The following is a 26,182-nucleotide window of genomic DNA, read 5'->3' as shown; positions in this document are numbered from 1 at the left end:
CTCCCGCGGGTCACTCTCCCGGGTACGTCACCCCGACCTGGGCGCGGACCTCGTCGAGGGTCCGCATCACGGCGAGGGTGTCGTCCCAGGTGAGCAGCGGGCTCTCGACGTCGCCCGCGGCCACCCGCCGGGCCACCTCGGCCGCCTCGTACTGCAGGCCCTTCGTGGCCGGCAGGTCGAACGTCCACACGCGGCCGTCGCGGCGGATCACCCGGAACGAGGTGGGCGTGTAGAACGACCCCGCCACCTCGACGAAGCCCTCGGTGCCGGAGATGGTGGCCGTGGTGGGCGTCTTGGCCCACAGGGTCGTGCTCAGCGTCGCCTGCACGCCGCCCGGGTACGTGAGCACCATCGACACCTGCCCGTCGACGCCGGTCTCGGTGAGGGCTCCGGTCGCGTGCACCGACTCCGGGGCGCCCAGGAAGTCATGGGCGAAGGACACCGGGTACACCCCGAGGTCGAGCAGCGCGCCGCCGGCCAGCGCAGGGTCGAACAAGCGGCTCGTCGGGTTGAACGGGAAGAACTGGCCGTGGTCGGCGGTGAGGTTGACGATCTCGCCGACCTCGCCGGCGTCGACCACCTGGTGCAGCGCGGCGACGTGCGGCAGGAACCGCGTCCACATCGCCTCCATCACGAAGACCCCCGCCGCGCGGGCCGCCGCGAAGACCTGCTCGGCCTCGCCGGTGTTGCGCGTGAACGACTTCTCGACGAGCACGTGCTTGCCCGCCGCGATGGCCAGCAGCGCGTTCTCCAGGTGCTCGGAGTGCGGCGTCGCGATGTACACCACGTCCACCTGCGGGTCCTCGACGAGGTCGCGGTAGCCCACGTGGGTGGTGGGGATGCCGTGGGAGGTGGCGAACCGCTCGGCGCGGTCCCGGTTGCGGGAGCCGACCGCGACGAGCTGGGCGCGGGTGTGCGCGTTGACGGCGTCGGCGAAGACGCCGGCGATGCCGCCGGCGCCCAGGATGCCCCAGCGGATGGGAGGTGCGGTGCGCGGGTCCTCGGTGCGTGACATGGCGACCAACCTAGCGCTCACCCTGCGCCGGCGAGCGGTGGCGCCTACCGTGGACATGTCGCCGGTCCGCCGCCAGCCGCCTCGCGACCTGGGGGTCACGGACGGGTCTGCGGCGTCATCCACCGTCCCGGGGAGAGCCCATGTCCGCGCAGTCGCCCGTCCGCACCTTCATCAGCCCGTCGCGCTACAGCCAGGGCCGCGGCGCCCTGGCGTCGTTGGGCACGCAGCTCGCCGCGATCGGCAACACGCCCCTGCTCGTCGCCGACGACGACGTGTGGGGGCTCGTCGAGGGCGCCGTCCAGGGCTCCCTCGAGGGCGCCGGCCTGCCCGTCACCCGTGACCCGTTCGGCGTGTACGCCACCGCTGCCGCGGTCGACCGCATCGCCGAGCGGATCCGCGAGACGGGGTCCGACGTGGTCGTCGGGGTGGGCGGCGGCAGCACCATCGACGCGGTCAAGGCGGCCGGGCACCTGGCCGGCGTCCGCTGGGTGAGCGTGCCGACGATCGCGTCGACCGACGCGCCGTGCTCGGCCCTCTCGGTCATCTACACCGAGGAGGGGGCCTTCGAGGAGTACCGGTTCTTCCCGCACAACCCCGACCTGGTGCTGGTCGACACGCAGCTCGTCGCCAACGCCCCCGCCCGGTTCCTGGTGGCCGGGGTCGGGGATGCCCTCGCGACCTGGATCGAGGCGCGCGCCGTCGCCGAGGCCCGCTCCACGACGATGGCCGGCGGGCAGCCGACCACCACGGGGACCGCGCTCGCGAAGCTCTGCTGGGACGTGCTGTGGGAGTACGCGCTGCCCGCCGTCTGGGCGGTGCGCGACCACCTGGTGACCCCGGCCGTCGACAAGGTCGTGGAGGCCAACACGCTGCTGTCGGGCGTGGGGTTCGAGTCCGGCGGGCTCGCCGCCGCGCACGCCATCCACAACGGGCTCACCGCCGCCCCGCAGACCCACGGCCTGATGCACGGGCAGAAGGTGAACATCGGATCGGTGACCCAGTTGATGCTCGAGGGCGCGCCCACGGCCGACATCACCGACTTCGTGCTCTTCACCACGCGGGTCGGCCTGCCGAACACCCTCACCGAGATCGGGTTGTCCCCCGATGACGTGGACGACCTCACCCGCGTCGCGGAGCTCGCGCTCGCCGAGGGCGAGACGATCCACGCGATGCCGTTCACGATCACCGTGCCGGAGCTCGTCGACGCGCTGCGCTCGATCGAGTCCTTCTCCCGCGAGGTCCGCGCGGCGGCAGGGCTCCCGGAGCCCGTGCCGCACCGCGCGCACTGACCTCCGGGGTCACGCCTTCGAGGAGGACGCCTTCTTCGCGGGAGCCTTCTTGGCGGGAGCCTTGCGGGCGGCTGGCTTGCGCGCCGGCTTCTTGGCGGGGCCCTTCGCGCGCTTCTCGGCGAGCAGCTCGGCGGCGCGCTCCAGCGTGATGGTCTCGACGGCGTCCTCCTTGCGGAGCGTCGCGTTCACCTCGCCGTCGGTGACGTAGGCCCCGAACCGGCCGTCCTTGACCACGACCGGCTTCTTCGAGGCGGGGTCCTCGCCGAGCTCGCGCAGCGGAGCCGACGCGGTGGCGCCACGGCCCCGCTTGGGCTGGGCGTAGATCGCGAGCGCCTCCTCGAGGGTGATGTCGAACATCGCCTCCTCGGTGGGGAGCGTCCGCGAGTCCGTGCCCTTCTTCAGGTACGGCCCGTAGCGGCCGTTCTGCGCGGTGATCTCGTCGCCCGACTCCGGGTCCTTGCCGACCACGCGAGGCAGCGACAGCAGCTTGAGCGCGTCGTCGAGCGTGAGCGTCGCGAGCTGCATCGACTTGAGCAGCGAGGCGGTGCGCGGCTTGGGGGCCGCCGCGAGCGCCCGCTTCTTCGCCGCGGCCGACAGGCCCTCGTCGAGCTCGGGCTCGGGCAGCAGCTCGGTGACGTACGGGCCGAACCGGCCCTTCTTCGCGACGATCGTCGTGCCCGTGTCCGGGTCCTGGCCGAGCACGATGTCGCCCTCGGGCTGGGTCTCGAGGAGCTCGCGCGCCTTCTCGACGGTGAGCTCGTCCGGGGCCAGCTCGTCGGGCACCGAGGCCCGCTTGGGCTCGCCGCCCTCGGCCGTGGCCGCGGAGTCCTCCAGGTACGGGCCGTAGCGCCCCACCCGCAGCATGATGCCGTCGCCGATCTCGATCGAGTTCACGACGCGGGCGTCGATGTCGCCCAGGTTCGCGACCAGGCCGTGCAGCCCGCCCACGTCCTCGCCCACGGCCGTGACCGCGCCCGTCTGCGGCGCGCCGTCACCGAAGTAGAACCTGGTCAGCCACGCCACCCGGTCCTTGCTGCCGGCCGCGATCGCGTCGAGGTCCTCCTCCATGGAGGCGGTGAAGTCGTAGTCGACCAGCCGGTCGAAGTTCTCCTCGAGCAGCCGGGTCACCGCGAAGGCGAGCCAGCTGGGCACCAGCGCCTGGCCCCGGCTGGTGACGTAGCCGCGGTCCTGGATCACCGAGATGGTCGCGGCGTAGGTCGACGGGCGGCCGATGCCCCGCTCCTCGAGGGCCTTGACCAGGCTGGCCTCGGTGAAGCGCGGCGGCGGGGACGTGCGGTGGCCGCCGGCCTCGAGCTCGCTCGCGGTCAGCGGGTCGCCCTCCGCCATCTGGGGCAGGCGCGCGTCCGCCTCGCCCTTCCGGGACGATCCCTCGGCCTCGTCGTAGCGGTCGGTGTCCCGACCCTCCTCGTAGGCGGCCATGAAGCCGCGGAACGTGATGACGGTGCCCGAGGCGCCGAACACCGCCTCGACGTCGCGGCCGGCGAAGCCCTCCGCGGGCGAGTCGGCCGGCAGCGAGGCGGTCGCGGCAAGGCGGACGGAGGCCGTCGAGCCGCGCGCGTCGGCCATCTGCGACGCGACGGTGCGCTTCCAGATCAGCTCGTACAGGCGGAACTGGTCCCCGGAGAGCTCTTTCGCCACCTGCGCGGGGGTGCGGAAGTGGTCGCCGGCGGGGCGGATGGCCTCGTGGGCCTCCTGGGCGCCCTTGCTCTTGGACGTGTAGACGCGCGGCGCGTCGGGCACGTACTCGGCCCCGTACAGCTCGGCTGCCTGCCGGCGCGCGGCGTCGATGGCCTGCGTCGACAGCGCCGGGGAGTCGGTTCGCATGTAGGTGATGTAGCCGTTCTCGTACAGCGACTGCGCGGTGCGCATGGCCTGCCGCGAGCCCATGCGGAGCTTGCGGCCTGCCTCCTGCTGCAGGGTCGAGGTCGTGAACGGGGCCGCGGGGCGGCGCGTGTACGGCTTGGTCTCGAGGCTGCGCACCGCGAAGGGCGCATCGGCCAGGCTGGTGGCCAGCGCGGTGGCGAGGGCCTCCCCCAGCTGGACGGCGCCGTCCTGGCCGCCGGCCTTCAGCTGGCCGCGGTCGTCGAAGTCCCGGCCGGACGCGACCCGGCGCCCGTCGACCTGCACGAGCCGCGCGCCGAAGTCGGGCTCCGCCTCGTCCGCGACGGCGAAGGTCCCGGTGACGTCCCAGTACTCGGCGGGGACGAACGCCATCCGCTCGCGCTCCCGCTCGACGACGAGCCGCATGGCGACGGACTGCACACGGCCGGCGGACAGGCCCTGGCGGACCTTGCGCCACAGCACGGGCGAGATCTCGTACCCGTAGAGCCGGTCGAGGATGCGGCGCGTCTCCTGGGCGTCGACGAGGCGCTCGTCGAGCTCGCGGGTGTTCTCCAGCGCGCGCTCGATGGCCTCCCGGGTGATCTCGTGGAACACCATCCGCTTGACGGGGACCTTCGGCTTGAGCTCCTGCAGCAGGTGCCAGGCGATGGCCTCGCCCTCGCGGTCCTCATCAGTGGCCAGGTAGAGCTCGTCGGCGTCCTTGAGCAGGCGCTTCAGCTCCGCGACCTTCTTCTTCTTGTCCTGGTCGACGACGTAGTAGGGCTCGAAGCCGTTGTCCACGTCGACCGCGAACTTGCCGAACGGGCCCTTCTTCATGTCGGCGGGCAGCTCGCTGGGCTGCGGGAGGTCACGGATGTGCCCCACGCTCGCCTCCACCTCGTACTCAGACCCGAGGTAGCCGGCGATCGTGCGTGCCTTGGCGGGCGACTCCACGATGACGAGCTTGCGACCTGCGGACATACGTTCCTGCTTCCTCGATGTTCTGGGATTCGGGAGATGCCGAAGCTGGCCCCCGTGCGCGGAGGCACCCGGCCGGCCCTGGGCCAGCGGTGCGCATCCGTCGTTCGGGCACTCTACGACGTCTCGTCAAGCGCCGACTCCGACGGCGCCGCCGCCCGGGCGGGCGCGGTGGAGGCGCCCATGAGGGCGAGCAGCAACGCGAACGCGAGGCAGCTGGCCGCGAGCACGCCCGCTGCGCCTCCGAGGTAGGCCGTGAGCACGTCGGCCCGGGAGTCCAACGCGACCCGGTGCGCCCATGTCGTCTGCAGCGCCACGAGCGCCACCGCCCCGGAGGCGAGCCCGACGATCACCAGCGCCCAAGTGACACGGCGCGTCAACCGCTGCTCGCGCGAGCCGGGCGCCACGGCGGGCGCGGACAGGTCGCGGGTGCTGGGGAGCAGCGCCACGACCGAGCACGACACAGCGGCCCACGCCGTGACCACCAGCACGGCGGCGACCACGTCGGACGGCCGATGCCATTGCCCGACCAGCGTCGAGACCCCGGTGGCCGCGGTGTAGCCAGCGCCGAGCACGGCGGCCCAGGGACGTATGCGCCGGGGAACGACCATCAGCAGGACGGCGGAGATCGAGGCCGCCGCCGTGGTGTGCCCGCTGGGCAGGGTGTTGCCCCAGGTGCCCTCGACCCCCAGGTCGGGCCGGTCCAGGAGCACCAGCTTCACCACCCGGGTCGTGACGTTGGCGCCGATCATGAGCGCGGCCACCTGGACCGCGAGCGACCACCTGCGGCGCACGAGCGCGATCAGCACAGCCGCGAGCAGCACCACGGCGATGAACCCCACGGACACCACGTCGAGCACGCGCTCGGCCACCCGCCACAGCTGGCCCTGCCAGTTCTGCGCGCCCTGCAGGGCGGCCCACTCGACCTGCTGCCCGGCCCAGGTGTCCACGAACAGGCGCCAGCACGCCCAGACGCCGACGGCCGAAACCACCGCCACGACAAGGCCGGTGGCGCCCGCGAGCCGGGACGGCGCGCCTCGTTCGGCCCGCGGCAGCGCTCGGGTGGTGCTCGCGTTCGTCACCCGACAACGGTAGGCGACGACACGCGGGGATGTGCGTCGGCCGTCCTGCGGCAAGCGCGCGGCCGACCGCGGCCCGGGCTGGGCTGGGCCACAGCGGGCTCACAGGATGCGATCAGGGGCGGCACAGCCGGACGGCGCACGCTGGGGGCATGAGCACCCTGGGCGCCCGTGACATCGTGACCCGCAGCGACGGCTCGCCCATCCGCGCCCTGGTGGTGGACGACGAGGCGACGCTCGCCGAGCTGCTCGGCACCGCGCTGCGCTACGAGGGCTGGCAGGTGGAGACCGCGCTCACCGGGCACGCGGCCCTGAAGCTCGCGAAGTCCTTCGACCCGGACGTCATCCTGCTCGACATCATGCTCCCCGACATGTCCGGCCTCGACGTGCTGCGCCGCGTCCGCGCCGTCAACCCGCTGACGCCCGTGCTGTTCCTCACCGCGAAGGACGCTGTCGAGGATCGGGTCGCCGGGCTCACTGCTGGCGGGGACGACTACGTCACCAAGCCGTTCAGCCTCGAGGAGGTCGTCGCGCGGCTGCGGGCCCTGCTGCGCCGGGCGGGGGCTGTCAGCGAGCGCGAAGAGGCGGTGCTGACGGTCGGCGACCTGCGCATGGACGAGGACAGCCACGAGGTGTGGCGCGGCGGGGACGAGATCCGCCTGACCGCCACGGAGTTCGAGCTGCTGCGCTACTTCATGCGGAACCCGCGCCGGGTGCTGTCCAAGGCGCAGATCCTCGACCGCGTGTGGCAGTACGACTTCGGCGGCCAGGCCAACATCGTCGAGCTGTACATCTCCTACCTGCGCCGCAAGATCGACGCCGGCCGCGCACCGATGATCCACACGCTGCGGGGTGTGGGCTACGTGCTCAAGCCGGCCGAGGCCGCGGAGCCGGCGTGACCGCGGCGCCGGGCGGGGCGCCCGCTCGCGAGGCGCCCGGCGCCCGTCCCGGCCGGCGTCGCTGGACGATGCGCCGGCGCCTCGTCGTGGTGCTGCTGGCGCTGACCGCGGCGGTGGCGGCGGTCATGGGCGTCGTGTCCACGCTGGCGCTCAGGGACTCGCTGCTGGGGCAGATCGACGACCGGCTGGTCGCCGCGAGCGCCCGCGCGAGGAGCGCCCCCGACCGGATCGACGGCCCGGGGCGCGCGCCCGCCCCGGACGATGGCTCGCCGGACCCGGGCTCACCGGCCCCGACCTGGCCGGAGGACCGCGAGCGCCTCCCGCCGTCGCTGCGGCTGCCCGGCCAGCAGGACGTCGGCTCGCTCAGCTACTTCGAGCAGGGCGGGCAGGTGGTCGCCGGGTACTTCGACGACAGCGGGGACTTCCAGCCGCTGAGCGCCGAACAGCAGGACGTGCTGGCCGAGGCCCCCCTGGACGGCGAGCCAGTCTCGGTGACGCTGCCCGGCCTGGGCGGCTACCGAGTCATCGGCACGACGGCGCCCGGCGGGGAGGTCGTGGTCACCGGCCTGTCAATCCGGGACGCGGCCACCACCGTCGAGAGGTACGTCATGGTCGAGGTGGGGGTCGCGCTCCTGGGACTGCTCATCGCCGGCTGCGCGGGCTGGTGGCTGGTGGGCCGCGAGTTGCGCCCGCTGAACCGGGTGGCGGCCACGGCGACCCGCGTCGCGGAGCTGCCGCTGTCCCGCGGCGAGGTCACGCTCGCCGAGCGGGTGCCGGACGCCGACACCGACCCGTCGACCGAGGTGGGGCGGGTGGGCGCGGCCTTCAACCAGATGCTGGGCCACGTCGGGGCGGCGCTCGCCGCGCGGCAGGAGTCCGAGACCCAGGTGCGGCGGTTCGTCGCCGACGCCAGCCACGAGCTGCGCACGCCGCTCGCGTCCATCCGCGGCTACGCCGAGCTGGTGCGCAGGCTGCCGGACGAGCTGCCGCCGGACGCCCTCCGCGCGATGAGCCGGGTCGAGTCGGAGTCCCAGCGCATGACGGCCCTCGTCGAGGACATGCTGCTCCTGGCCCGCCTGGACGCGGGCCGAGACCTCGAGCACCACGAGGTGGACGTCGCCGCGCTGGCCGTCGACGCCGTCGCCGACGCGCACGCGGCGAGCCGCGACCACGTGTGGCGGCTGGACCTGGACGAGGCGGGCGCCACGCCCCCGATCGTGCGGGGCGACGAGGACCGGCTCCGGCAGGTGCTGGTGAACCTGCTGTCGAACGCCCGGGAGCACACTCCTGCTGGCACCACGGTGGTGCTGGGCGTTCACGCCGCGGCCGGCCAGGTGCGCGTCACCGTCCGCGACGACGGCCCCGGGATCGAGGAGCCCCTGCGGTCCCGGCTCTTCCAGCGCTTCACGCGGGGAGACGCGTCGCGCAACCACGCGAGCGGGTCCACCGGGCTCGGCCTCGCGATCGCGCACGCCGTCGTCCTGGCCCACGGCGGGAGCATCGAGGTGGACGGCACGCCGGGCGCCACCACATTCACCGTCACGCTGCCCGCCCTCACGACGCCCGACCTGGCGCCGCCCGAGGACGCGTGACCGGGGCGCCACGCCGGGCGATCTGGGCACTCATGCGTTTCGCACGTCCAGGACGTGCGGGACGGACTCGCCCGCCCGCCTCCTGCTCTAGAGACTCGACACGTGCGGGAGCCCCTCTCCCGCACCGGGGGGAGCACCGCAGATGATCCGCGTCGTCGTGGCCGACGAGAGCAGCTTGGTCCGCACCACCTTGAGCGCGCTCCTCGCCACCGAGGACGACATCTCCACGGTGGGCGAGGTCGACACCTGCGAGGGCCTGGTCGATGCCGCGGCCGCGTGGCGACCGGACCTGGTCCTGCTGGACCTCGATCTGGTGGACGCCACGCACGCGCACGCCGGGCGCCTCGCGGAGGCCCTGCACCGTCAGGACCCGCCGGTGCGCCTGCTGCTCCTGACCACGTTGGGCCGTCCCACCTCCGTGCTGCCGGTGCTCAGCGCCAAGGCGGGCAGCATGCTGCTGAAGAACACGGCGCCGCGCCAGATGATCGAGGCGATCCGACGCACCGCAGCAGGCGAGCAGGTCCTGTGCGCGGAGCTCGAGACGACCGCCGACCGGCTGCGGAACAGCCCTCTGAACGAGGCAGAGACCGCGGTGCTGGACAGGATGGCCTGCGGCGGCGGCATCGCCGACGCCGCCGCGCAGCTGGGGTTCTCCCAGTCTGTGGTGCAGCGGCACCTGCTCTCGGCGCTCCGCAAAGTGGGGGGCCGGGACGCCGTCGATGGCGGCCGGAAGGCCCGGGCGAACGGCTGGGTCTAGGCCCGCACCTCTCTCGCGCTCGACGCGACGAGTCCCTCCACGCCGTCTCCCGCCATCCGGGGACGCAGTCAGGGCGGGCGCCCCGTTGTGGCGCCCGCCCTGACTTCCCCCTGCGCGTCCGATTGCTGGCGATCTACCGCCGCACGTGGCTGACAGTCCCCCTGGCTTCCCGTGCGACGACGCCCACTGTCAGGGCCGTGGCGTCCCCCGGCGCCCATGCCCTGATCATCGGCCGCTGCATTCCGCCAACTTAATGGCGCTGAGCAGGGACGGAAGCCCTCCGGGCGAGAAAGTGCGAAACGCACGACGAGCCCGAGCGTCCACCACGTCGATGCCCGTTTCGCCACGTGTGGGACGCCACACAAGGGGCGAAACACATCACTGCTCGGTGCGCAACGCACTACGCGGGCGCCGGGGGCGTCGAGGACAGTGGGGGCCCGAGGCGCCGCCGGCGCCCACGAGAGGGGATCTCGACATGCCGACGCTCACCACCCCGGAAGCCACGCTCGACGAGCTCTACACGATGCTCGACGGCGCCACCGAGCCCACCCCGGCGACCGGCGCAGCCCACGTGGAGGACTTCGAGTCCTTCTACTGGTTCACGCTCCGCGTCCCCGGCCACTTCTACCCCGGGGAGTTCGCCCCGAAGTGACACCTCCCGCCGCGAGGAATGCTCCCGGCGGCACGACGGCCCCTGTGCCCGTCCCGATGACCCGCGACTCGGTCGTGGCTCTGGCGGACAGCGCGGGGGTCGTCCTGTGCCCGCCCTCGGGCAGCGCCGTCGATGCGCCGGCCGCGCCAGGGCTGGCCGCAGGGCAGACGATTCCCGACTGGGCCCGCCCTGGCTCCGTGCGACTGGTGCGGGAGGGCCTGCACGAGGTCGTCACGCCGGTGACCGAGCGGGCCCTGCTGGCCGAGCTCGATCCGCGCGGCCGGCCCCTCCCGGTGGTCGACCTGCTGGCAGCCGTCACGGCAGGCGCGGCGCGGGCGGGAATGGCCCGACCCGCCGCCGCGTGGTGGTCAGCCCTGACCCGGCTGCGCGCGCGGGGAGTCGTCCTCATCGACGAGTCGCCAGCACGCCCGGCGCCCTCCCCCACGGACGCGCGCGCGGAGGCGCCCGCGACGTGCCTGGTGACGATCGTCGTGGCGGGCGACTCCCGCGGCGCCACCGGCGACGGGTTCTGCGCCGCACTCGCCGCCGCGGCGCCGGCACTGCCGGAGGCGGGCGCAGGCCCGCCCGTGCACGTCGTCCTCACCGCCGACCTCACCAGCCGGGCGGCTCGCACCGCCTATGACGTCGCACTGGCCGCCGGGGCACGGGTGCTGCCCATCGGGCTGGGACAGCACACCGTGCGCCTCGGCCCCCTTCTCGGCGCCGACCTCTCGAGCCCGGCGGGCGGCGGGCACGGGTGCGCGCTGTGCCTGGTCCGCTCGCTGCTGCCGGGCGCCACGAGCGACCCGCCCCACGACGTGTCGCTCGGATGGTCGGTCGACGCCGAGCACGCCGCCGGCATGGCGGCAGCCGACCGGCTCACCCGGCTGCTGAGCACCCCGGAGGCCCAGACTCCCCACGGCGCGGCACTCCGGTGGGAGCTCGTGGTCCTCGACCTGGGCGGGACTGCTGCGATGCGCCACCGGCTCACCCGGTTCCCCACGTGCCCCCGGTGCGGCGCGCGGCGGGACGACCACCAGGCGGCGCCCGAGCTGGCGCGCCTCACGCCGACCCCGCTGCATGTCGCGCACGGCTACCGCAGCCTGGGCGCCGCCGAGTTCGCCGCGCTCCTCGAGCCCTTCGTGGACCCCCGCGCAGGCATCGTGTCGGCTCTGCAGGAGTCCGTGCAGGCCACCGGCGGCCACGTGGCGCAGGTCCACCACCGGGTCCGCACCGGCGCCGGCTGGACGACCCTGCCCGCGATGGGACGCGGCTCGGACGTCGCGCAGGCTCGCGCCTCGGCGCTCGGCGAGGCCGTCGAGCGCTACTCGGTGTCGTGGCACGGCGACGAGCCTGCCCGGCGCGGCACGCTTCGCCGCCTCGGAGCGGACGGGCTCGACCCCGCCGAGTGGCTGCTGCACTCCGAGGACCAGGACGACGCCCCCCGGCGCCTGGGGCCCGACGAGCAGGTCGACCTGCTGCCGCTGCGATCCCTGACCACGGGCCGGGTGCGGTGGGCGCCCGCGTCGACGTTGCTGTTCGGCCACCCCGGGCCGTCCGACATCGGGGCGCCCGACTCCAACGGGTGCGCCGCGGCGGCGACCTGGCCGGAGGCGGTGCTGCACGGCGCCCTCGAGCTGGTGGAGCGGGACGCCGTGAGCCTGTGGTGGTACCCGCGCTCCCCACGGCCTGCGCTCGACCCGTCGATCCTCGACCCCGGGCTGCGCCGCCGGACCGAGCGCGCTGTGCGGGGCGCCGGTCGGGAGTGGTGGCTGCTCGACCTCACCCACGACCTGGGGATCCCGGTGGTCGCGGCCGTCAGCAGGCGCGTCGACGCGCCCGAGGAGGCTGTGGTGTTCGGGTTCGGAGCCCACCTCGACATGGCCGCGGCGGCGGCGCGGGCGCTCGGCGAGCTCGACCAGATGCTGGCGGTAGGCCCGGACACCGACGCACCGGGGGCGCCCCCGGAGGCTCGCGCGTTCTGGGCCGAGGCCCGGATCGGCGCCCACCCCTACCTGCGCCCGCACGCCGAGGCGCCCCGCAGCCCGGTGAGGATCCGGCCGTCGGGCGACGCGACGGCCGACGTGCGGGCCGTCGTGGCGCTGCTCGGCGAGCAGCGGATCGAGGTGCTCGCCCACGACAGCACCCGGCCGGAGGTCGGGGTGCCCGTCGCCCGCGTCCTCGCCCCGGGCCTGCGCCACCTCGACCGGCGGCTTGGCCCTGGGCGCCTGCACGACGTGCCAGAACGGCTGGGGTGGGTCCCGCCCGGGCCCCGCGAGCTCAACCCCGTCTGGCTCTTCGTGTGATGGGGCCGGACACCAGGCCAGACGTCCTGTCCGCCGTGCGCCCGAGTCACTAGACTCTCGCGCGGGTCGTCGACGAGCGAGGGGGTCGTCATGGTTCCCGCCCTGTCGTCCGTCTGGCGCGCTCGCCTTGCGCTGTGGCGACGGTGGCCTGCCGTCCGCGCCCTCGACGCGGTGGCCGTCTGCCTCAGCACCGCCCCCGCGCTGTCGGTCACAGCCGTGCGGCACACGAGCAGCCCCACCGCGGTCCTCGTGTGGCTGCTGTCCGTGCCGCTGGCGATGCTCGTGGTCCACCACCTGACCCTGCGGCTCACCCGGCACGGGCCCGCGCACGCCAAGTGGACGCTCAGCGCGCTGGCCGCCGTCTGCTACCTGCCGGTGATCGTCGTCGGCCCGTCCTGGGGCGCCTCGGCGGGCCTGCTCGCCGCCTGCGCGCTCTCCGCGCTGCCCTGGCGCAGGTCGGTCCCGTTGGTGCTCGCCATCCTGGCCGTCGACCTCGCGGTGTCGCTGCTCGTGTTCCAGCAGAGCGCCGTCGTCACCGGTTACGGGACGCTCCAGCTGCTGCTGACCTCGGGGGTGCTCGCGGCGCTGGCCTGGACGGTCGGCATCACCATCGAGCTCAACCAGCTCCGCGCCGAGCTGGTCAGCACGGCGGTGCTGCGCGAGCGGCTCCGGATGTCCCGCGACCTGCACGACCTGCTGGGCCGCGGGCTCGCCGCCATCGTGCTGAAGACCGAGCTGGCGCGGCGGTACCACGAGCGCGGCTACGACACGGAGACAGTCGACGAGCTCGACCAGATCGCCGCGGTGGCCGCGCAGTGCGGCGACGACCTGCGCGCGCTGGTCACGGGGTACCGGAACCTCTCGCTCGAGAGCGAGATCGACGTCGGGCTCGAGCTGCTCGAAGAGGCTGGCATCGACTGCCACGTGCGGGTCGACGCCCACGCCGTGCCCGACCACGTGCAGGACACCCTCGCGTGGGTGGTGCGCGAGGGCGTCACGAACGTGCTCAAGCACAGCCGCGCCACCACCTGCCGGCTCACCGCCGAGCACGTCGGGCCTCGGGTGGTGGTGACCGTGGAGAACGACGGCATCGAGCTGCCCCGCCCCCCGGGGGATCGACGGCGACGGCCGCGTCAACGCGCCATGGTCCTCTCCGCACGGCGTGCCGATCGGGGGCGCCCCGGGCGGCAACGGCCTGCGCGGCCTGCACGAGCGGGTCGCCGCGTCCGGGGGCGAGGTGTCCACCCGGGTGGGACCCGAGGGCACCTGGACCCTGCAGGCCTCCATGCCGGTCACCGACGACCCAGCCCTGACCGAGGAGGTCACCGCGTGATCCGTCTGCTCGTCGCCGAGGACATGCACGTCGTCCGCTCCGCGCTCGTCGCGCTGCTGGGCATGGAGGACGACTTCGAGGTCGTCGCAGAGGTGGGCCGCGGGGACCTGGTCCTCGCCGCCGCGGAGCGCACCCTGCCCGACGTCGCACTGCTCGACCTGGACATGCCCGGGCGCAATGGGATCGCGGTGGCGGGCGACCTGGCGAGCGCGCTGCCGAGCGTGCGCGTCATGATCCTCACCGGGGTCGGGCGCCCGGGGTCGGTGAAGTCGGCCCTTGACGCGGGCGCCAGCGGGTTCGTGCTGAAGACGGCGTCGGCGCGCGCCCTCGTCGACGGGGTGCGGACCGTGGCCAGCGGCGGGCAGGTGCTCGACGCGAACCTCGCGGCGGCGGCCGTCCGGCTGGGCGCCAACCCGCTGCGGCCTCGCGAGCAGGAGCTCCTCGACCTCGTGGCCAGCGGCTGCTCGGTCCGCGAGTCGGCCCAGCGGCTCTTCCTCTCAGAGGGCACCGTGCGCAACTACCTGTCGGCGATCGTCGACAAGCTCGGCGCGCGGGGCCGGGTCGACGCCATCCGGATCGCCCAGGACAACGGCTGGCTGTAAGGGATTCCGCCGCTGTCATCAACCTCCCATCCTGCGGGGATAGAGTCACCCCCTCCGGAACGGGGGTCCGCAGGACGGATCACCGGGCTGGGCATGATCTCGGGACGGGCCGACGCCTGTGCCCGGGGCCGCAACCGATCGAGGAGCCGGAGCACGGTGGGGCGTCGTCAGACCATGACCGGGTCGACCCTGGTGGCACGGCTGCCCGTGCGCCCGCAAGGTCCCGCGCCGAGCGAGCAGGCGCCGCCCCCCTCCGCGAGCGGCCTGCCGCCGCGAGCCGCCCGGGAGGCCCTGCGCGCCGCCTGCCACTCGACCCTGGCCCGGCAGCTCATCCGGTTCGCGATGGTGGGCGCCGTCATGACGGCGTCCTACGTGACCTTGTTCCTGCTGCTGCGTGGACCGCTGGGCGCGCAGATCGCCAACGTGGTCGCGCTGTTCGTGACCGCCGTCGGGAACACCGCGGCGAACCGGCGCGTCACCTTCGGGGTCCACGGCCGGGCCCGCGCCGCCACGCACCACGGGCAGGGCTTGCTGATCTTCGGGCTGAGCTGGGGCCTGACGTCCGGCTCGCTGGCCCTGGTCCACGCGTTCGCCCCCGAGGCGTCCGCCACCGTCGACCTGGCGGTGCTGGTCGCCGCCAACCTGGGCGCCACGCTGGCGCGGTTCGTCATGCTGCGGCACTGGGTGTTCCGGGCGCCGCCCGCGGCCAGCACGGAGCGCCTGACCGGCTGACCGCGAGGGTCGCCGGCCTCGCGGCTCACCGCTGCGCAGCGGGGCCGCGTCACGCTCGGGTCAGAGCGGGAACGCCTTGTAGAAGTCGTGGATGACCTCGACCGGGCCGGTGGCCCGGAACACCGTGGTGCCGTTGGACCACACCGCGACCCCGTCCGCGCCGAGGGCGCCGATCGTGTAGGTCCCGACCGCCGCGCCGGCGACGGTCACCTCGCCCGACTCAGGCGCCGGCGCCGCCGGGGTCGCCGTCGGGTCGGCCGTCGCGGCGGCGTCACCGGCCGCGGGCAGCTCGGCAGCGAGCCTCGCCGCGTGGGCGGCGGCCTCCTCGGGCGTCTCCCACTGCCCGGCCTGCACCGTGACCGTGCCCGAGGCGCCGTCCGTGAAGGTCTCGGTGTACGCCTCGATGGCGTTGGCGGCGAGCCAGGCGTCGTCGTTCGCCGAGGTCGCCAGGGCGAACTGCAGCACGGAGACGGGCAGCACCGCGGCGAACGCGGTGGCCGCCTCACGCGCCACGGGGGCGACGGAGGGGGTGGGCGACGGGAGGAACACCGTGGCGGCGTCCGTGGCGGGCGCCGGGCTGTCGTCGCCGCCGAGCAGCAGGGCGGCCATCACGCCGCCCACCACGACGACCCCGCCGGCGATGCCGCCGATGAGCATCAGGCGACGCTTGCGGGCGGCGGCGTCGACGTCCGCGTCGGCGCTGCGGGCACGTGTCGCGACGTCCGGCTCGGGCGTCGGGCTGGGCTGCGTCGATCCCTGCCCGGCCACGCCGCCCAGTCCTTGCGGCCACAACGGCGACGGCGCGGACGGGCGCTCTGCGGGGTGTCCCGGCTGGCCGCCCGGTCGGGTGTCGCTCATGGCATGTCTCCCCTACTGCGCGTCATCCGGTCCGCCCGGAGGTCGCTAGAACCTTAGTGGTCGGCGCTGGCGCCGCCCGGCAGCGACACCAGGCCTCCACAGGGCACGCCCCCCGTCCACGCCCGTTCCCCGCCGCGGCCACCCTCAGGTGCGCTCGTCGCGCTGCTCGTCCCCCTGGCGCGAACGCCTGCCCATCCTCTGGATCTGCTGCGTGGCGACCGAGGCGAGCAGGCCGACGATGACCAGGTCGAAGAGGATCTGCACCGTGGTCACGATCCGGGCGCCCTGGCCGACCGCATGAACGTCCCCGTACCCGACGGTGCCGAGCGTCACCACTGTGTAGTACAGGGCGTCGGTGCGGGTCGCGATGCCCTCCATCTGGCCCTCGGCACGGGTCGCGAGGCCGTAGTAGGCGACCGAGAAGAACACCACCACCGCGTACAGCACCACCATGATGCTGGCCAGTCGCACGCCTGTGTCGTCCCGGGACCGCAGCTGGCGACGGATCTGGTGCGCGGTGAGCGCGATCAACCCGAGAACCCCGAGGATGAAGAGGATCCAGCGCCAGGCCCGTGCCTCCGTGGTCTCGGCCGAGCTCAACGGGACCGTGTAGTACGCGAGGACCGCGCTGCCGAGCAGCGCCGCCGAGCGCGACCAGCGGCCCAGTGCCCGACGCCGCGGCCCAGCTGCCATGGGCCCATCCTCCGGGGCGCGGCCGCGCGGCGCGAGGCCGCCACCCGGCGCACGGGCATGTGGGCGCCGCGGGTTAGCGTGCCCCCGTGACCTCGACGACCAGCGCCCGCCGCGCCGAACCCCTCAGCCGCGCCTCCCGTGCCGGATTCCGGTGCGGTGAGTGCGGGTGGACCACGTCCAAGTGGGTGGGCCGCTGCGGCGAGTGCCAGGCCTGGGGATCGGTGCTCGAGGACGCCGGTCCGGGAGGCGGCGCCCCGCGCACGGCCACCGTGGCGCCCACGCGAGCCCTTGCCCGCCCGATCGCCGAGATCGACGTCGAGGCGAGCCGCGCCCGTCCGACCGGAGTCGACGAGCTCGACCGGGTGCTGGGCGGCGGCCTGGTGCCGGGCGCCGTGGTGCTGCTCGCGGGCGAGCCGGGGGTGGGCAAGTCGACGCTGCTGCTGGACGTCGCGAGCAGGGCGGCACGGGCGGGCCGCGAGGGCGGCGACGGCACGGCGGCGACCGGTCGACGCGTCCTCTACATCACCGGGGAGGAGTCCGCCGGGCAGGTGCGGCTGCGCGCGGAGAGGATCGGCGCGCTGGACCCCCACCTGCTGCTGGCCGCGGAGACCGACCTGGGCACGGTCCTGGGCCACGTCGAGCAGGTGGACCCCGATCTGCTCGTCGTCGACTCGGTGCAGACCATCGCCTCGGCCGCGGTCGACGGGGCCGCGGGCGGGGTGAGCCAGGTGCGCGAGGTCGCCGGGGCGCTCATCGCCGTCGCCAAGGAGCGCGACATGCCCGTGGTGCTCGTCGGCCACGTGACCAAGGACGGCTCCGTGGCCGGCCCTCGGACGCTGGAGCACCTGGTGGACGTGGTCTGCCAGTTCGAGGGCGAGCGGCACTCGCGCCTGCGCCTGCTGCGCGCCACCAAGAACCGGTACGGCCCCACCGACGAGGTGGGGTGCTTCGACCTGTCCGAGGCGGGGATCACCGGCCTCACCGACCCCAGCGGGCTCTTCGTGTCGAACGCCCTGCACCACGTGCCCGGCACGTGCGTCACGGTCACCCTCGAGGGCCGCCGGCCGCTGGCCACCGAGGTGCAGGCGCTCGTGGCGCCCAGCATGCTGGCCAACCCCCGCCGCACCACCAGCGGGATCGACGCGAGCCGGCTCGCGATGGTGCTCGCCGTGCTGCAACGACGGGTCGGCGCACGGCTCGCGGATCAAGACGTCTACGTCTCGACCGTCGGCGGCGCCCGGGTCGTCGAGCCCTCGGCGGACCTGTCGCTCGCCCTCGCGACCGCCAGCTCCCGGGAGAACGTCGCCCTGCCCCGCGGGATGGTCGCCGTGGGCGAGGTCGGCCTCGCCGGCGAGATCCGCGCCGTCACGGGAACGACCCGGCGCCTCGCGGAGGCCGCCCGCCTGGGGTTCGTCCGGGCGGTGGTCCCCGCCGGCTCGCTGGACGGCGGCGCGGCCCCGGCGGGGATGGAGATCCTCGAGGTGGGAGACCTGGCGGAGGCGGTCCGCGTCTGCGGTGTCGCCGGAGACCGCCACGCCTGACACCGGCGCCGCCTCGACCGTGGACGGCCTCGGCGGGGATCTCGTGATCTCGGGCGCCGCCGTTCGGGTCGCCCCCTCTGCCTGGGAGGCGCCCACGCGTAGGATCACCCGTGTGCCGACCACTCCTGCGCCTGACGACCTCCTGCGCTCGACGCTGGCCGCTGTCGCCCCGGGCGGCGAGTTGCGGGACGGGCTCGAGCGAATCCTGCGCGGCCGCACCGGCGCACTGATCGTCCTGGGCTACGACAGCACCGTCGAGTCGATCTGCTCGGGCGGGTTCGAGCTCGAGGTCGAGTTCTCGGCGACACGGCTGCGCGAGCTCGCCAAGATGGACGGCGCCATCGTCGTGGACCGGGACGTCCACCGCATCCTGCGGGCCGCCGTGCAGCTGCTGCCGGACCCCACCATCGAGACGACCGAGTCCGGCACCCGGCACCGCACCGCCGAGCGTGTGGCCAAGCAGACCGGCTTCCCCGTGATCTCCGTGTCCGCGTCGATGCGCATCGTCGCCCTCTACGTGGGCGGCGTGCGCCACGTGCTCGAGGACTCCGACACGATCCTGTCCCGTGCGAACCAGGCGCTCGCGACGCTCGAGCGGTACAAGTCCCGCCTCGACGAGGTCAGCGGCACCCTGTCCGCGCTCGAGATCGAGGACCTCGTCACCGTCCGCGACGTCTCCGCCGTGGTCCAGAGGCTCGAGATGGTGCGCCGCATCTCCGAGGAGATCGCCGGGTACGTCGTCGAGCTGGGCACCGACGGGCGGCTGCTGTCCCTGCAGCTCGACGAGCTCACCGGCGGCATCAGCTCGGACCGCGAGCTGGTGATCCGGGACTACGTCGAGGCGTCCCGCAAGGAGCGGGACGCCAACGCCGTGCAGGCCGCGCTCGCCGAGCTCGACAGCACCGAGCTGATCGACATCACGCATTTCGCCCGCGTGCTCGGGCTCCCGGGCGGCGGCGACGCGCTGGACGCGGCCGCCGGGCCACGCGGATACCGGCTGCTCTCGAAGGTCCCCCGGCTGCCCGCCGCCATCGTCGACCGCCTGGTCGAGCACTTCGGCGGCCTGCAGAAGCTCCTCGCGGCGAGCATCGAGGACCTGATGGCTGTGGACGGCGTGGGCGAGCAGCGGGCCCGGGCCGTGCGAGAGGGCCTGTCCCGGCTGGCCGAGTCGAGCATCCTCGAGCGCTACGTCTGACGTGCGACGCCCGAGCCCGTCACTCCAGGACGAAGACCTGGGGCGCGGCGGCCGCTCCGCCGACGGCGAGCGTCGCGGAGTAGGTGCCCGGCTTCACGGCGGGTAGGCCGGTGGCGCACCCCTCGGCTGAGCGGACCCGCGTCCACTGGACCTGCGTGACGTCGGTCTGCTCGGGTCCGAGCAGCAGTTGACGCTCGGCGGCGCCGGCCGGGCAGTCACGGCTCGACCAGATGCGGTCCTCGCCCGAGACGATCAGGATCTCGAGCTGCCCCGAGCCCGCGTCCACCAGGCAGTCGACAGAGCCGGTGTTGGCCAGCGTGACCGTGAAGGTGGGCACCGCAGCGGCGGCGTACGACGGCGCGTCCGCTGCGAGGGTGAGGCCCAACGCCTCGGGAGCGCAGGCCTGCGGCGCGCCCGGCTCCTCGTCATCGGCCTTGTCGGGCGCCTCCGGGGCATCCGCGGGGGCCTGGTCGCCGGTCTGCCCGGTGTCGGCGGCGTCCGCCGGGGCGCCACGGCCCGTCAACGCCCACACGATGACGACGACGAGCAGCAGCGGGATGCCGAGGACCACGAATCGGCGGATCCAGTAGACCCGGGACGGCAGCGGCCCGGCCGGTCGCAGCACACCCATGACGGCACCGTCCTCACGTCGGCCGCGCACCGGCGGCGCTTCACCCGGTCCAGCCGTACGGTACCGGTCCCCCGGTCGGTATCCCACGCCGAGCCCGGGCGGGTCGGCCAGGGACCTGCCAGCGACCGTCGCACCCGCCCCGGCGCGTGCCCGCTGCGGGACGGGCCAGCGCCGTGGGAGAGGATGGGCCGGTGCCCACTGCCGTCGACGCCCCGTTGCTGCGCGAGGCGGTGCTCGAGTGGTTCGGGCAGCACGCCCGCGAGCTGCCCTGGCGCTCGGAGGACCGCTCGGCCTGGGGCGTGCTGGTCAGCGAGGTGATGCTGCAGCAGACCCCGGTGGCGCGGGTCGAGCCGGCGTGGCGGGCGTGGATGGCACGCTGGCCCGAGCCCGCCGACCTCGCCGCCGCGAGCCCTGCCGACGTGCTGCGCGCGTGGGACCGGCTCGGCTACCCGCGCCGCGCGCTGCGTCTGCAGGAGTGCGCGCGCGCCGTGGTCGAGCGGCACTCCGGCGTGGTGCCCGACGCCTCCGAGGACCTGCTCGCCCTGCCGGGCGTGGGCGCCTACACCGCGGCGGCCGTGCAGGCCTTCGCGTTCGGGCGGCGCTCGGTGGTGCTCGACACCAACGTGCGGCGCGTGCTGGCGCGGGCCGTGGCGGGTGTCGCGCTGCCGGCGCCCAGCCAGACGGCCGCGGAGCTCCGGTTGGCGGAGTCGCTGGTCCCCGAGGACGACGCGACGGCGGCGCGATGGTCGGCTGCCTCGATGGAGCTCGGCGCGCTGGTGTGCACGGCCCGGAGCCCGCGGTGCGACGCGTGCCCGGTCGCGGGGCTGTGCGCGTGGCGGGCCGCCGGGAGGCCGGCCGACGAGCATGCCGCGCGGCGGCGGACGCAGGCGTGGGCGGGCACGGACCGGCAGGTGCGGGGCCGGGTCATGGCGCTGCTGCGCGACGCGATAGGCCCTGTGCCCGCCGCGGCCGTCGAGGCCCTCTGGCCTGACCGGACCCAGCTCGAGCGGTGCGTCGAGTCGCTCCTCGCCGACGGTCTGCTGGCCCGGGACGCCGCAGCCGACGGGGACGAGCCGCCGACCTACCGGCTGCCCTGACCGGGCCCGCTCACAGCTCGATGAGCATCCGGGTGTTGCCCAGCGTGTTGGGCTTCACGCGGGCGAGGTCGAGGAACTCGGCGACGCCGTCGTCGTGCGAGCGCAGCAGCTCGGCGTAGACGTCCGGGGTGACCGGGGTGCCGTCGATGGGCGCGAAGCCGTGCGCCGCGAAGAAGTCGACCTCGAACGTCAGGCAGAACACCCGGGTGAGGCCGAGGTCGCGAGCACGGTCGAGCAGGGCGTCGAGCAGCACGTGGCCCACCCCCCGGCCGCGCCACGCCGGGTCGACGGCGAGGGTGCGCACCTCGGCGAGGTCCTGCCACATGACGTGCAGGGCGCCGCAGCCCACGACGCCGCCGTCCGGGGCCTCGGCGACGACGAACTCCTGCACGGCCTCGTAGTAGCCGACCCACTCCTTGGCGAGCAGGATGCGCTCGGTCGCGTACGGCTGCACGAGGGCGCGGATCGTGCGGACGTCTGCGGGGAGCGCGGGACGGACACGGGGCGCGGCAGCGGTCACGGGCCCAAACTACCGACCGCGGCGGCCCGCCATCGGCTCCGTCCATCCGCACGGGCCACCACGGGAGCGGCCGCCCAGGCCGCGGAGCCGCAGGTACTGCGGTTGCGCGGCACGTCATGACGTGGTGACGTTGCCGCAGGCGAGGACGCGCGTGCGGGCTCGCGACGGGCTTCGCCCGTCTCCCCCTCGCGTGCGCTCCCCGTCGACGGCAGCAGTGGACACCGAGGGAGCCCCGCCATGAGGACAGCAGCACTGACCGCGCGACTGCGCAGCGACGCGCTGGGCGCCCTCCGTGCCAGCACCGAGTCAGGCCGGGAGCTCGACGTGCTGGTCATCGGGGGCGGGGTGACCGGCGCGGGCATCGTCCTCGACGCTGTCACCCGCGGCCTCTCCGCCGCTGTGGTCGAGGCGCAGGACTGGTCCAGCGGGACGTCGAGCAGGTCCTCCAAGCTGGTGCATGGGGGCCTGCGCTACCTGCAGATGCTCGACTTCCACCTGGTCCGTGAGGCGCTGACCGAGCGCGACCTGCTGATGACCCGCATCGCGCCGCACCTGGTGAAGCCCGTCTCGTTCCTCTACCCGCTCGAGAACCGCGTGTGGGAGCGGGCGTACGTGGGCGCCGGCGTCGCCCTGTACGACACGCTCGCCACCGCGAGCGGCACCAAGCGCGCCATGCCGATCCACCGGCACCTGACCCGCAAAGGCATGGAGCGGCTGTTCCCCGACCTGCGGCACGACGCGGCGATCGGGGCCATCCAGTACTGGGACGCGGCCGTCGACGACGCCCGCCTGGTGTCGACGCTCATCCGCACGGCCGTGTCCTACGGCGCCCACGCCGCCTCCCGCACCGAGCTCGTGACCCTGCAGACCACCACCGGCGGCGCCGTGACGGGCGCCGAGGTGGTGGACCTCGAGACCGGCGAGCACATCGACGTGCGCGCCCGGCACGTGATCAACGCGACCGGTGTGTGGACCGAGGAGACCGAGGGGCTGGCCGGCTCCGAGGGCGGGCTACGGGTGCTGGCCAGCAAAGGCATCCACATCGTGGTGCCGCGCAGCCGGATCGCCGGGACGGCGGGGCTGATCCTGCAGACCGAGAAGAGTGTGCTGTTCATCATCCCCTGGTCGCGCTACTGGGTGATCGGCACCACGGACACCCCGTGGAGCCAGGAGCTGGTGCACCCCGTCGCGAACTCCAGCGATATCGACTACCTCATCGCGCACGCGAACACCGTGCTGGCCCGGCCGATCAGCCGCGAGGACGTGATCGGCACGTGGGCGGGCCTGCGGCCGCTGCTGCAGCCCGGCACGAAGGCCGGCACGTCCTCCGCGAAGGTGTCGCGCGAGCACACCGTCGCCAGCCCCACTCCCGGGCTCACCGTGGTGGCGGGCGGCAAGCTCACCACATACCGGGTGATGGCCAAGGACGCGGTGGACTTCGCGATCGGGTCGCGCGCCACGACGCTGCCGTCCATCACCACCCGCATCCCCCTGGCCGGGGCCGAGGGGCTCGAGGCGGTCCAGCGCCAGTCCCGCGCGATCGCCAAGAAGCACGGCTGGGACCAGTTCCGCATGGACCACCTGCTGCACCGGTACGGCTCGTTGCTGGCCGAGCTGCTGGACCTGGTCGAGGACGACCCGCGCCTGGCCGAGCCGCTGCCGCACGCCCCCGCCTACATCGGGGCCGAGATCGTCTACGCGGCCAGCCACGAGGGGGCCCTGCACCTCGACGACGTGATGATGCACCGCACCCGGCTCAACTACGAGCAGGCCGACAAGGGCGTGGGCGCCCTCGAGGAGATCGCCGACCTCATCGCCCCCGTGCTCGGCTGGGACGCGGAGCAGCGCGCCGCGGAGATCGCCGCCTACCGCGAGCGCGCCGCAGCCGAGCACGCGGCCACCCTGGAGCCGGACGACGCCACCGCGGAGCGGGTGCGGCTCGAGGCCATGGACATCGTGCCGCTCGTCCCGGTGGGCGGGAAGGACGAGGACTCGTCGCCGTTCGTGCCGGACGCGGGCCGCAAGCCGGGAGCCGAGGAGGACTCCCCCGCGTCGCCTGGACCGGCCGGCACCTGACGGCAGTCGGGACCGGCCCTGGCAGGCCGGCCCCATCCAGGTCGCCCTGGCGGCCTGACGTGGCGGGAGCCCACCGGCCCCGCTCGTTCCGAGAACTGCGGGGACCAGCGGTTCTTCCCCCGGACGACACCGACGTCGCTCAGGAAAGGGATCACACGTGGACGTGTACAGCTCTTGGGAGATCTTCGCCTCGGAGGCCGTTGGGACCGGGCTGCTCACGCTGCTCGGCACCGGCGTCGTCGCCAACGTCCTGCTGCCGAAGTCGAAGGGCTTCAACGGCGGCTGGCTGCTCATCAACTTCGGCTGGGGCTTCGCGGTGCTCGCGGGCGTCTACGCGGCCTTCCGCACCGGCGCGCACATCAACCCCGCGATCACCTTCGGCATCTGGGCCAACGGCGCTGAGGAGTTCGCGCCCGGCATCGAGGTGTCGGCGTGGAACGGCATCATCTACTTCACCGCGCAGATGTTCGGTGGCGCGCTCGGCGCGCTCGTGAGCTTCCTCGCCTACAAGAGGCACTTCGACGAGGATCTGGACCCCGCCTCGAAGCTGGCGGTCTTCGCCACCGGCCCGCAGATCCGCTCGTACGGGTGGAACTTCGCCACTGAGGTCATCGCCACGTTCGTGCTGGTGTTCGTGGTCCTCATGTTCGCCAACGACCCCGCCCAGCTCGGCGCGCTGCCCGTCGCGTTCCTGGTCGTGGGGATCGGCGCGAGCCTCGGCGGGCCCACCGGGTACGCGATCAACCCCGCGCGTGACCTGGGCCCCCGCATCGCCCACGCCCTGCTGCCCATCAAGGGCAAGGGATCGAGCGACTGGTCCTACTCGTGGGTGCCCGTGCTGGGCCCCATCGTCGGCGGCATCCTCGGCGGGCTCGCCGCGAACTGGTACATCTGACCACCGGCGCCCGGCGCCCCTGCCGCCCGGCGCATCCCGCACAGCGATCCCTCAATGGAGAGGAACACCATGCCCGACACGCCGCAGTACGTCCTGGCGATCGACCAGGGGACCACCAGCACCCGCGCCATCGTGTTCGACCATGCCGGCACGATCGTGAACTCCGGGCAGCTCGAGCACCAGCAGATCTTCCCGCGGCCGGGGTGGGTGGAGCACGACGCCGAGGAGATCTGGACCAACACCCGCGAGGTCGTGGGCGTCGCGCTGACCCGCGCCAACGTGACGGCGAAGAACATCGCCGCGGTCGGCATCACGAACCAGCGCGAGACCGCCGTCGTGTGGGACCGGACCACCGGCAAGCCGGTGTACAACGCCATCGTGTGGCAGGACACCCGCACCCAGAAGATCGCCAACGAGCTCGCCGCGCTGGGCGGCGGCTCGGACAGGTACAAGTCGCGGGTCGGCCTGCCGCTCGCCACGTACTTCTCCGGCCCGAAGATCCGCTGGATCCTCGACAACGTCGAGGGCGCGCGGGAGAAGGCCGAGCGTGGGGAGCTCGCCTTCGGCAACACCGACTCGTGGGTGCTGTGGAACATGACCGGCGGCGTCAACGGCGGGGTGCACGTCACCGACGTCACGAACGCGTCCCGCACCATGCTGATGAACCTCGACACCCTCACGTGGAACGAGGAGATCGCCGGGGAGATGGGCATCCCGATGTCGATGCTCCCCGAGATCCGCTCGTCCTCCGAGGTGTACGGCTACGGCCGGCTCGGCGGCATGGTGCCGCAGGTGCCGATCTCGGGCATCCTCGGCGACCAGCAGGCCGCGACGTTCGGCCAGGCGTGCTTCGAGGTCGGCACCGCGAAGAACACCTACGGCACCGGCAACTTCGTGCTGCTCAACACCGGCGAGGAGCTGGTCCCCTCCGAGAACGGCCTGCTCACCACGGTCGCGTACAAGATCGGCGAGAAGGCGCCCGTGTACGCGCTCGAGGGCTCGATCGCGGTGACCGGGTCGCTGGTGCAGTGGCTGCGCGACAACCTCGGGCTGATCAAGTCGGCGCCCGAGATCGAGCAGCTCGCGGCCAGCGTGCCCGACAACGGCGGCGCGTACTTCGTGCCGGCGTTCTCCGGGCTGTTCGCGCCGTACTGGCGCTCGGAGGCGCGCGGGGCGCTTGTCGGGCTCACCCGGTACGTGAACAAGGCGCACATCGCGCGCGCCGTGCTCGAGGCCACCGCGTTCCAGACCCGCGAGGTGGTCGACGCCATGAACGCCGACTCCGGTGTCGCCCTCACCGAGCTCAAGGTCGACGGCGGGATGGTCAGCAACGACATGCTCATGCAGTTCCAGGCCGACGTGCTCGACGTCCCAGTCATCCGCCCCCAGGTCGCCGAGACCACCGCGCTGGGCGCCGCGTACGCGGCGGGCATCGCCGTGGGCTTCTGGGAGGGCGAGCAGGACGTCATCGACAACTGGGCCGAGGACAAGCGCTGGGAGCCGTCGATGGAGGCCGCCGAGCGCGAGCGCCAGTACCGGCTGTGGAAGAAGGCGGTGACGCGCACCTTCGACTGGGTGGACGACGACGTCGAGTGAGGCC

21 protein-coding genes are annotated in these 26,182 nt (G+C 73.9%); 14 read left to right on the top strand and 7 right to left on the bottom strand.

Translation table 11 applies throughout. The features are described 5' to 3' along the window. Nucleotides 1–10: 10 nt before the first annotated feature. Complete coding sequence (locus NP064_RS02400) at nucleotides 11–1,015, bottom strand: Gfo/Idh/MocA family protein (RefSeq protein ID WP_227568112.1); 1,005 nt, start codon at nucleotides 1,013–1,015, stop codon at nucleotides 11–13. A gap of 140 nt (nucleotides 1,016–1,155) precedes the next feature. Between NP064_RS02400 and NP064_RS02395 the strand changes: the two genes are divergently transcribed. Then, entirely contained in the window at nucleotides 1,156–2,304 is a 1,149-nt protein-coding gene (locus NP064_RS02395; RefSeq protein WP_227568113.1) for a glycerol dehydrogenase, read from the top strand. 9 nt (nucleotides 2,305–2,313) lie between these two features. Here the strand turns inward: NP064_RS02395 and topA are convergent, their stop codons facing one another. Beyond that, a complete protein-coding gene (topA, locus tag NP064_RS02390; RefSeq protein WP_227568114.1) occupies nucleotides 2,314–5,127 on the bottom strand; it encodes a type I DNA topoisomerase in 2,814 nt (937 codons plus the stop codon). A gap of 113 nt (nucleotides 5,128–5,240) precedes the next feature. Next, nucleotides 5,241–6,206, bottom strand: coding sequence for a phosphatase PAP2 family protein (locus NP064_RS02385; protein WP_227568115.1), 966 nt, complete (start codon nucleotides 6,204–6,206; stop codon nucleotides 5,241–5,243). Between the two features lie 149 nt (nucleotides 6,207–6,355). Between NP064_RS02385 and NP064_RS02380 the strand changes: the two genes are divergently transcribed. From NP064_RS02380 to NP064_RS02345, 7 genes are all read left to right on the top strand, one after another. Then, nucleotides 6,356–7,102 (top strand): response regulator transcription factor, encoded by a 747-nt coding sequence (locus NP064_RS02380; protein ID WP_255623546.1) that lies wholly within the window; start codon nucleotides 6,356–6,358, stop codon nucleotides 7,100–7,102. Beyond that, nucleotides 7,099–8,694, top strand: coding sequence for a sensor histidine kinase (locus NP064_RS02375; protein ID WP_227568116.1), 1,596 nt, complete (start codon nucleotides 7,099–7,101; stop codon nucleotides 8,692–8,694). Before NP064_RS02380 ends, NP064_RS02375 begins: the two co-directional genes overlap by 4 nt. 142 nt (nucleotides 8,695–8,836) lie before the next feature. After that, nucleotides 8,837–9,451: a response regulator gene (locus tag NP064_RS02370; protein WP_227568117.1), complete on the top strand. Its 615-nt coding sequence runs from the start codon at nucleotides 8,837–8,839 to the stop codon at nucleotides 9,449–9,451. Nucleotides 9,452–9,926: 475 nt separating this feature from the next. Next, nucleotides 9,927–10,103 carry a hypothetical protein gene (locus NP064_RS02365; protein ID WP_227568118.1) on the top strand — a complete coding sequence of 59 codons (177 nt, stop codon included), beginning with the start codon at nucleotides 9,927–9,929 and terminating at the stop codon, nucleotides 10,101–10,103. Between the two features lie 56 nt (nucleotides 10,104–10,159). Beyond that, the gene (locus tag NP064_RS02360) at nucleotides 10,160–12,409 is read left to right on the top strand and encodes a TOMM precursor leader peptide-binding protein (protein WP_227568119.1); all 2,250 of its coding nucleotides are present in this window, start codon (nucleotides 10,160–10,162) and stop codon (nucleotides 12,407–12,409) included. Between the two features lie 90 nt (nucleotides 12,410–12,499). Continuing rightward, a complete protein-coding gene (locus tag NP064_RS16730) occupies nucleotides 12,500–14,344 on the top strand; it encodes a response regulator (RefSeq protein ID WP_431355871.1) in 1,845 nt (614 codons plus the stop codon). A 174-nt stretch (nucleotides 14,345–14,518) separates the two neighbouring features. Further along, entirely contained in the window at nucleotides 14,519–15,076 is a 558-nt protein-coding gene (locus NP064_RS02345; RefSeq protein WP_227568120.1) for a GtrA family protein, read from the top strand. 60 nt (nucleotides 15,077–15,136) lie between these two features. Here NP064_RS02345 and NP064_RS02340 read toward each other — a convergent pair whose 3' ends face one another. Both NP064_RS02340 and NP064_RS02335 read right to left on the bottom strand, forming a co-directional pair. Then, nucleotides 15,137–15,934 carry a hypothetical protein gene (locus tag NP064_RS02340; RefSeq protein WP_227568121.1) on the bottom strand — a complete coding sequence of 266 codons (798 nt, stop codon included), beginning with the start codon at nucleotides 15,932–15,934 and terminating at the stop codon, nucleotides 15,137–15,139. A 144-nt stretch (nucleotides 15,935–16,078) separates the two neighbouring features. Next, complete coding sequence (locus NP064_RS02335; protein ID WP_227568122.1) at nucleotides 16,079–16,627, bottom strand: potassium channel family protein; 549 nt, start codon at nucleotides 16,625–16,627, stop codon at nucleotides 16,079–16,081. A gap of 86 nt (nucleotides 16,628–16,713) precedes the next feature. Between NP064_RS02335 and radA the strand changes: the two genes are divergently transcribed. Further along, a complete protein-coding gene (radA, locus tag NP064_RS02330) occupies nucleotides 16,714–18,168 on the top strand; it encodes a DNA repair protein RadA (RefSeq protein ID WP_227568123.1) in 1,455 nt (484 codons plus the stop codon). Between the two features lie 112 nt (nucleotides 18,169–18,280). Next, the gene (gene disA, locus NP064_RS02325) at nucleotides 18,281–19,363 is read left to right on the top strand and encodes a DNA integrity scanning diadenylate cyclase DisA (protein ID WP_227568124.1); all 1,083 of its coding nucleotides are present in this window, start codon (nucleotides 18,281–18,283) and stop codon (nucleotides 19,361–19,363) included. Between the two features lie 19 nt (nucleotides 19,364–19,382). Here disA and NP064_RS02320 read toward each other — a convergent pair whose 3' ends face one another. After that, nucleotides 19,383–19,994, bottom strand: coding sequence for a hypothetical protein (locus NP064_RS02320; RefSeq protein ID WP_227568125.1), 612 nt, complete (start codon nucleotides 19,992–19,994; stop codon nucleotides 19,383–19,385). A gap of 191 nt (nucleotides 19,995–20,185) precedes the next feature. Here NP064_RS02320 and NP064_RS02315 point away from each other — a divergent pair, with 191 nt between their 5' ends. Then, nucleotides 20,186–21,091, top strand: a complete 906-nt coding sequence (locus tag NP064_RS02315) for an HhH-GPD family protein (protein WP_284439683.1) — start codon at nucleotides 20,186–20,188, stop codon at nucleotides 21,089–21,091. Between the two features lie 10 nt (nucleotides 21,092–21,101). Here NP064_RS02315 and NP064_RS02310 read toward each other — a convergent pair whose 3' ends face one another. Next, nucleotides 21,102–21,611, bottom strand: coding sequence for an amino-acid N-acetyltransferase (locus NP064_RS02310; RefSeq protein ID WP_227568126.1), 510 nt, complete (start codon nucleotides 21,609–21,611; stop codon nucleotides 21,102–21,104). Between the two features lie 237 nt (nucleotides 21,612–21,848). Here NP064_RS02310 and NP064_RS02305 point away from each other — a divergent pair, with 237 nt between their 5' ends. The 3 genes from NP064_RS02305 (at nucleotide 21,849) to glpK (ending at nucleotide 26,178) form a co-directional block, all read left to right on the top strand. After that, nucleotides 21,849–23,687: a glycerol-3-phosphate dehydrogenase/oxidase gene (locus NP064_RS02305; RefSeq protein WP_227568127.1), complete on the top strand. Its 1,839-nt coding sequence runs from the start codon at nucleotides 21,849–21,851 to the stop codon at nucleotides 23,685–23,687. Nucleotides 23,688–23,844: 157 nt separating this feature from the next. Then, the gene (locus NP064_RS02300; RefSeq protein WP_227568128.1) at nucleotides 23,845–24,582 is read left to right on the top strand and encodes an MIP/aquaporin family protein; all 738 of its coding nucleotides are present in this window, start codon (nucleotides 23,845–23,847) and stop codon (nucleotides 24,580–24,582) included. A gap of 69 nt (nucleotides 24,583–24,651) precedes the next feature. Then, complete coding sequence (gene glpK / locus NP064_RS02295; RefSeq protein ID WP_227568129.1) at nucleotides 24,652–26,178, top strand: glycerol kinase GlpK; 1,527 nt, start codon at nucleotides 24,652–24,654, stop codon at nucleotides 26,176–26,178. The last annotated feature ends 4 nt before the right edge of the window (nucleotides 26,179–26,182 follow it).

It is taken from the genome of Cellulomonas chengniuliangii (assembly GCF_024508335.1).
Lineage (GTDB): Bacteria > Actinomycetota > Actinomycetes > Actinomycetales > Cellulomonadaceae > Cellulomonas_A > Cellulomonas_A chengniuliangii.
Note: the sequence above shows the minus strand (reverse complement) of the source record. Positions and strands in the feature narration are given on the sequence as shown.

Coding starts and splice junctions, on each gene's coding strand:
- NP064_RS02400 (WP_227568112.1), bottom strand. CDS start 1,015: ATGTCACGCACCGAGGACCCGCGCACCGCACCTCCCATCCGCTGGGGC.
- NP064_RS02395 (WP_227568113.1), top strand. CDS start 1,156: ATGTCCGCGCAGTCGCCCGTCCGCACCTTCATCAGCCCGTCGCGCTAC.
- topA (WP_227568114.1), bottom strand. CDS start 5,127: ATGTCCGCAGGTCGCAAGCTCGTCATCGTGGAGTCGCCCGCCAAGGCA.
- NP064_RS02380 (WP_255623546.1), top strand. CDS start 6,356: ATGAGCACCCTGGGCGCCCGTGACATCGTGACCCGCAGCGACGGCTCG.
- NP064_RS02370 (WP_227568117.1), top strand. CDS start 8,837: ATGATCCGCGTCGTCGTGGCCGACGAGAGCAGCTTGGTCCGCACCACC.
- NP064_RS02365 (WP_227568118.1), top strand. CDS start 9,927: ATGCCGACGCTCACCACCCCGGAAGCCACGCTCGACGAGCTCTACACG.
- NP064_RS02360 (WP_227568119.1), top strand. CDS start 10,160: ATGACCCGCGACTCGGTCGTGGCTCTGGCGGACAGCGCGGGGGTCGTC.
- NP064_RS16730 (WP_431355871.1), top strand. CDS start 12,500: ATGGTTCCCGCCCTGTCGTCCGTCTGGCGCGCTCGCCTTGCGCTGTGG.
- NP064_RS02345 (WP_227568120.1), top strand. CDS start 14,519: ATGACCGGGTCGACCCTGGTGGCACGGCTGCCCGTGCGCCCGCAAGGT.
- NP064_RS02340 (WP_227568121.1), bottom strand. CDS start 15,934: ATGAGCGACACCCGACCGGGCGGCCAGCCGGGACACCCCGCAGAGCGC.
- NP064_RS02335 (WP_227568122.1), bottom strand. CDS start 16,627: ATGGCAGCTGGGCCGCGGCGTCGGGCACTGGGCCGCTGGTCGCGCTCG.
- NP064_RS02320 (WP_227568125.1), bottom strand. CDS start 19,994: ATGGGTGTGCTGCGACCGGCCGGGCCGCTGCCGTCCCGGGTCTACTGG.
- NP064_RS02305 (WP_227568127.1), top strand. CDS start 21,849: ATGAGGACAGCAGCACTGACCGCGCGACTGCGCAGCGACGCGCTGGGC.
- glpK (WP_227568129.1), top strand. CDS start 24,652: ATGCCCGACACGCCGCAGTACGTCCTGGCGATCGACCAGGGGACCACC.